Below are 7,241 nucleotides of genomic sequence, written 5' to 3'. Positions count from 1 at the left end.
CTGTTCCGATTCCACAATATGGGTTCTAACAGCCAAAGTCAACTCTTGAGGGTGCTCGATGAAATGCCAGCATGATAAAAAAAACGGAGCCACGTATGCTACGCGTTCTCCGTTTTTAGAGTTTCTATTCTAAGATTACTACTTAGTTACTTTTACAATCATCTTATCGCTGGATACGGCTCCTGCATGGTTAACGAGCTCAGCGCGATACTCATAGGTGCCTATTGCTCTATTTGCTACGGTCGCCATTGCAGATTGAGCAGTCGGTGTACGGCTTGTCATTGCCTGTGTATAGATGAGAATATCGTTTTCGTATAAATGATAGGTCGTTCCATTCGTTCCCCACCACATATTCATGTCAACTTTGAAATTGCCGTCGCCATCCCAGTTGTCATTGGAAAGGACCGGTTTAGCCGGTGTTGCCTGAGTAACGATAACGGTCATAATGTCACTTCTCGTTGTGCCAAAAGTATTGGTGAGTTCAGCGTAGTAGCGGTAGGTCCCATTCATCTTGTAGGTAACTGACGTTACGGTAGATTGGGCACTCGGTGAATGATCCCCAAGAATTTGGGTCTCGATGAGCACATCATTTTCATATAGCTTATATATTCTACCGTTATCTCCCCACCACATATCCATTTTCACCCTGTAGTTGCCATCTTGAATGCCAGTATCAAATCCATTGTCATTAGACAGATCAGGTTTTCCCGGCACTCCTTTGCTTTTCGTAATCATGTTGTTTACGGTTGCGGTCGCAGTACCTTGATTGCCTGCATCATCAACAAATTCAAAAGTATAGCTGCCGTTCATGAGGAACGAGTAGCTGTTTGACCCCCCGTTGTTCGTGATCGTTACATGTTCGCTTGGCGTAATGGACGCTACTACAATATCATTGGTCGGTGTTGTGCTGCTATATGCGACCAATGCAGTCGGCACTGTCATGTCTGTAATGTCTACGATCGTCATCGAATAAGGCTTCAATTGGATCTGTCCGGCAAAACTTGAGACAGGTGCCTCTGGCAACGGATTGACCTGAGGAGCGTCCAGCCAGCTCGCATTCGGATTGGTGAGGTAATCCGGCAAAGGATTTTCTCCCCCGTATATCCAATTCGTCTTGAGCGCCGCTCCTGGTACGGATACGTTAACTGGGTTCATCGTGCGGTTGGCAAATACGACCTTCTTAATGCCGCTTGCATCGCCGAATCCCCATGCGCCAACATCCGAGACATTATAATATACATTCGTTGCTATAAAGCGAAGTTTTTCATTTTGAACATTGCCCTGTGCGAGATTGATCTTGTAGTAACTGCTGTTTGCGTCAAGCAAATCGCCTAATGCTTTAAATACATGAAAATTCGGTAATTTGACGAGATCGCCATTCGATGCCTGCTGCACGATTCCAAACCCCTGAGGATCCACCATCGCGTGCACGTCGGTAATCGTCACTGCGCCTGACTCGATCATTTGCAGCACCCGTTCCATACTGTGGATCGCAAATCCTGGTGTCTTCATGAACTGTTTGCGTGCCTTCTCGTTCAAGTCCGTCTCTCCGAAAATGACCGTCGGAAGCGAGGACCATTCCGTTACCCACATTTCCTTGCCCGGGAATTGATTTTTTTGAATGATGAGCCCTTCCAGTGCGCTTTGGTTATACGTATATAAATAGTCCATCATCTTGCTGTTCGTCAAATCATTCAGATACGGAATAGGGGAATACACATGGACGATGATCGCATCGTAGAAACTGGTGTCTTGCGCCAGGCTCTGGTTCCAAGCAGCAACCCGTCCCCCTTGTGTTGCTCCCCAGTCGACATTAGGATCTGGCTGATTATTGGGGTCAGCCGCGATCCTGTCTTCAAGGTCTTTCGCGACCGCGACAATACCAATTTTTATGGTTGGGTCGATGTTTTTGATGCCCTGATAGATCAATTTGCATTTTGCAATGTACTCGTTTACCGATGGGAACGCTTTATCAAAGAAAATGGAATATAGCTCATTCCCCATTTCCACATAAATAGGCTGGGTTGTCAGCTGCTTCATCTGCCGAATTTGAGTCAAAATCTCATCAACCGACTGTGAGATGATATTCAAGTCATATACGTACGGCACACCCAAAGTATTAGCCAGATGGTACGAATTCGCAAGGGATAGCCCAGGAAAGCCCGGCTTTAAGCTTACATTTTCAATAGCCCCGATCGTTTTATTTCCGTAAAATTGCTCATAACGCGGATCCTTCGAATTAATAAGGTTACCTTCGTTGTACATGTAGAAATCAGCGCCTGTTCCATCAGGACCACGCACGTTTTGCAGCTTGAGTTCCATGCCGAGATTATCATGACTTGCAGGTTGAAAATCGGTCACCCTGCCAATTTTTAAAACTTGTTCGTTATGCACCCCTAGTAGATAAGGCGACAAAGCATTCGGAGTCGTATCGATCTGGAATTCTGCCGATGAAACGGTTGGACCCGGTATAGGATTCACCGTAACCTGAGTTGTGGCCGAAAATCCGCCGTCTACCGTAGTAACAGTAACCGTCGTCGTCCCGGCGGACAACGCTTTGATGGCTCTGGACTTGCTTGCTCCGCCGACCAAGCTTGCCACGGATGGGTCGCTGATTGACCATACGGTGAACAAGTTATCGGCATCAGTTGGAGCGATCGTCGCTGTAAGTTCCTCGGATTCCCCTACATATAGGGAAGTACTGGCCTTATTTAGGGAAACGCCTGTTGGCCGGACATAGACGACAACGTCACTCTTATCTTGATAAGAACCGTCATACGTTGCAGCGGTAATAGTAGCCTGCCCCTTTGCGACGGCTGTGACAACTCCAGTTTGATCGACTGTTGCTACAGCATGGTTGCTTGAGCTTAATACGACATTCTTGCCAGTTTTATTGGTGATCGGAATAGGCGCGCTATTTCCTCTGGCGTAAGCGGCCAGCTTGGTGCCCATGACTAACTTCGAGCTTTCATGATTCCAAATTTTAATATCATCAATAGTCGCCTTTAGATTGTAGGTAGTCAACTGCACCTTGCCAAATGAATACGCGACGTTGGAAATGGCTCCCACAAACGTATAATCAGCATCCGCTGCGCTTTTTACATATACTTGAACCGAATCGTCCAAAGCAGCCAGTTTGATATCGTAATCTATCCCTTGATTAAATGCCCCGGAATAAAAAGACTGCTCCGTACCGCCTGCTTTAATGTAGCTTAACCCGGTCCCCCTGATCAGCAGCCGTGTGTAATCGGATTCGCTCACATATCTAAGCTTAATGGAAATGAAGTTTCCGGCCAAATTATCTCCACGATTAAACCGCATCGAAATCGTCTGATTTCTCCATTGAGCATTCCCCCCTTTGAGTTCAATCAGAGAGGAAGCGGTTGTTGTCGAAGATAACCGGGAATTATCAACCATCCAAGTCCCCTGTACAGGATTCCATAGATTCATACCATTGCTGAAATCGTCATGGAACTGCAACACCCCTATGGAATCCACCGGATCTTTCACATAGATATCGAATTTCACTTGCGACAAATTGTCTGCCTTAGCGGCAGTAATAGTAACTAGTCCTCTGCTTAACCCGGTAACCACACCGTTTCCATCAACAGTTGCCTTCGCCACATCGCCAGAAGTCCATATAACCGAATTTCCAGTCGCATTTATTAATTGCAAATTGGACTGACTTCCCACGTTCAAAGAAGACAATATGTTTCCGTTAGCCATAAAAGCCGAATCGCGCAAATTAACAACGCTTACATTATCGAGTTGCACTTTATCGTTGAAGGTTGAAAATCTGACCTTTCCGCTTTGAACGGGTACCCCCGTAATCGTTCCTACACTTGTATAATTGGTTTCCGATTCAGTTTTTGCATAGACGGCTGCCGTGCTTCCCGATATATTCATCTTGATGTCGTAGTTACTGCCAACGGTAAATTTATAGCTGGAAAGGGACACCTCGCTAGACCCATTAATGGTATAACTTAACCCGATAGGCCGGATCATCAAGCTCAAATTGCTGGTATTGCTACTATATCTCGTAAATACTCTTGTAAATCCACCTCCTGGCGTTTCCAAGATTTTCAGCCTGAAATCAACGATTTGATCCTGCCAAACCGAATTCGTCCCTTTCATCTCAATATTGTTCGAGCTGGACGATGTAACGCGAAGTGCGCCGTTATCGACGACCCATGACCCGTTAATTCCATTCCACAGTGACATCCCTGTACTGAAATCATCCTGGAATTGAAGGACGCCTGTACTTCCGGCGGCAAATCCTTTAGGTAGCGGGAGTAGCAACGAAACTAGAAGCGTACATAAAATGAGCCCCGACATTATCTTTTTATACATCATGCATCCACCCTTTCTTTATTAAATAGTCCAATAATGTAAGCGTTTCACTTTCAATCTAAAAAGAAAACAACAAGGTTGTTCCGTGCCGACTTGAACACAGAGCAGCCTTGCTGCCCCCTCCTACCAACTGCTTATTCCACAATCTCACATCGCAATTCATTGCCCCCCAAACGAATCGTTTGGTTTTGGAAAGAAATAAGCTTCTCCTCAGCGGAGTCATTCCAGAATACGAAGAGTCTTCTCGCATTATGAACGTATTCCGTTTTGATGATTCCTTCAGGCAGCTCCATGTCGGTATCCAGTGAAAAGGTGCCGTGATAGAAAAATTCAGAGTAGCGATCGCGTAAGGCAATCAATTCCTTAATATGGCTTGCATAAGCCGCAGCCGCAGTCACTGTTTCCCGACAGCGGTAAATGGCAATGTCAAAGCGGTATCCATATACAAAAGCGAAGTGAAGCTGCTGCTTAAAATCGCTTCTTTCATCGTGCATGTATCGATTGGACATAATCGTCTCAGGGAACGTTTGCCGATAAAGCTCAGGGAACGACTCTTTGTCTTTAAAACTCGCGTATTGGCAACTGTGATGGAAATCCAGGAGAGGCGCGTAGCAGTCTACAACGAATTCAGAGCCGAAAGCTTTATCCCCTGTGCATAATTCACGCATCTGCTGCAAATTGCGCCGCCGATAAACCGTCTCGTTATCCCCCCGGTTTCCATGATCATGCGAAGCGTCGAAACAGAGATGAGGGAAATGTCCTGCGATCTGATCGTAGAAAATGGAGTCCGGATTGTAGCTCAGTTTTTGTTGACCTATCTGGGTAAGATGCTTATTCCATTCGTCTGTGGCCTGACAGGCAGACACAAAGCTTTTATAGCCAAAATTGCGCAGCAGCATGCCGTCATTATTGAATTTGTAATGCTCTCTGTACTCCATGCCATCAATATTTTTGCGGCAAATCCGATGACCGGTTTCCTTGTAATAGTCTGATTTCACATCGATCAGTACGCCATTTGTGTAAAGAGCAACACGCCCGCCCCGACGCTGCACTTCCGCAATCGCTGCTTTAAACCCTTCTTCTCCGCCAAGGGCAGGATCTGGCTCATAGACGGGATACCCGTTATCAAAGCCGCCTTTCCACCAACCGAAGAGCAGAATCATTTCAACCCCGACTGCCTTGCCTTCCTCGTAGACACGCGGTAAATCTTCATAACGGAAGTAAATTTTGCCGAACTGATGCTTCATGATGATTCGCTGCCAACCGGGAAGCTCTTGTACCCACTCGGGTTTCTGCGGTTCACTAAACCAACCGTCCGCCCATTGCCGGTAAATAGCCGAGCCCTGCCGCCAATCCCCAGGAACGAACGCTACAACAGAGGTTGGAGAGGAAACTTCTTCTCCTCCTTGCACCAAAGGGAACTGAGAAACGGCTAGAACGTGACGCGGATCGCTGTTACGCGGGCCTATCCCTGCAGCCAACACACACGTAGTGAAGTTATCATCATGCCGACCTACATAGAGGAAATGCGAACCGCTCTGCACACCGAACCAAGCCATGCTGCCGAAACTCGGATAGGTCATGTCGAGCCAAATCTCATGGTTATCGCTGGACATGTATTCACTGTGAGCTCTGTCAATTGCCGTCCAAGGATCTGCAAGTCGGTGTCCATGCCCCTCACTGCGGTACAAGACATCACGGCTGCGCACTTCATCCGCAACGACGGATACATCTACGAACGGAAGTTTGACCTCATTAACTCGTACCTCGCTTTGATTGGTTACCTTGTATGAGAAGTGCAATTGCTCTCCTACTACGAGGACCTGCACCCGAAACAAGACTGGATAGGTATTCCCGTCCTCTGCTTCGAGCTGATTATATTGGATAGTCAATCCACCCTCAATTTCGGTTACGGTCCCGCTCTGAAGACTTGAACGAACAGACATGTCGCGAAACTCGCCATCATCCAGTTGAATTCTCCAGAAATCCGCTCCTGTACTCTCTTGTAATAGAAGCCCCTCCGCCGACCAACGCACATATCGTCCCTGCGGATCTATAGCAAACTGTAATTGACCTGCCTTAATTGAAAAAGTCATTTCTCAATCTGTCCTTTCCTTATCTTAAATAAAGACCGCCGTTCACATCCAAAGTAACTCCAGTAATGTACCTGGCTTCGTCACTGGCCAGAAATACCGCAGCCGCCGCAACGTCTTCAAGCCTTCCTAAGCCTAGAGGGACGGATTCACTTAACTTGCTTACCTTCTCATCCCCATGTGTTTGAAACAATAATTCGGTTTCGATGATGCCTGGAGCTATCGCGTTAACGGTGATGCCATAAGGAGCGGCCGTGCGAGCGAGCGTTTTCGTGAAGCCGATTTGTCCGCTTTTACTAGCAGCGTAGTGAACATGGCCATACAAAGCACCTTGATGTCCAACGACCGAACTGATGGAAATAATTCTTCCGCTTTTTTGCGGCATCATGATATCCATGGCATACTTCGAGCATAAGAACGTGCTCGTCAAGTTGTTGTTGATGATTTCATTCCAACTTTGCAGCGACGTTTCGTCTATCGTCTCCGCTCTGGAAGTGCCGGCATTGTTAACCAGTATATCGAGGCGTCCATACTTCTCAACCGCCATATGAAACAATCTCTGGACTTCCTCTTCTTGGCTGACATTAGCTTGGATCACAATCGCATCCCGCCCCATCGCCTTGACCTGCTCAACAAGTTGAAGTACGCTTTCCGTGATCTCCAGAGCGTTAATAATCACATTAGCTCCCGCTTCAGCCATTCCTAAGATCATCCCGCGTCCGAGACCTTGCGATGACCCCGTTACCATGACCACTTTGCCAGATAAATCAAACATAACGATGCTTCACCTCGGTTTCT

3 protein-coding genes are annotated in these 7,241 nt (G+C 46.9%); all 3 read right to left on the bottom strand.

Annotated elements, in window-relative coordinates; translation table 11 throughout:
- Positions 1–138 precede the first annotated feature (138 nt).
- Positions 139–4,350 carry an Ig-like domain-containing protein gene (locus GC096_RS20110; RefSeq protein ID WP_171632658.1) on the bottom strand — a complete coding sequence of 1,404 codons (4,212 nt, stop codon included), beginning with the start codon at positions 4,348–4,350 and terminating at the stop codon, positions 139–141.
- A 134-nt stretch (positions 4,351–4,484) separates the two neighbouring features.
- Positions 4,485–6,446, bottom strand: coding sequence for a DUF6259 domain-containing protein (locus GC096_RS20105; protein WP_171632657.1), 1,962 nt, complete (start codon positions 6,444–6,446; stop codon positions 4,485–4,487).
- Between the two features lie 19 nt (positions 6,447–6,465).
- Positions 6,466–7,218, bottom strand: coding sequence for an SDR family NAD(P)-dependent oxidoreductase (locus GC096_RS20100; RefSeq protein ID WP_171632655.1), 753 nt, complete (start codon positions 7,216–7,218; stop codon positions 6,466–6,468).
- Positions 7,219–7,241 lie beyond the last annotated feature (23 nt).

This window comes from Paenibacillus plantarum (assembly GCF_013141695.1).
Taxonomy (GTDB): domain Bacteria; phylum Bacillota; class Bacilli; order Paenibacillales; family NBRC-103111; genus Paenibacillus_E; species Paenibacillus_E plantarum.
The sequence above is the reverse complement of the archived record's forward strand: the minus strand, read 5'-3'. Positions and strand labels throughout refer to the sequence as shown.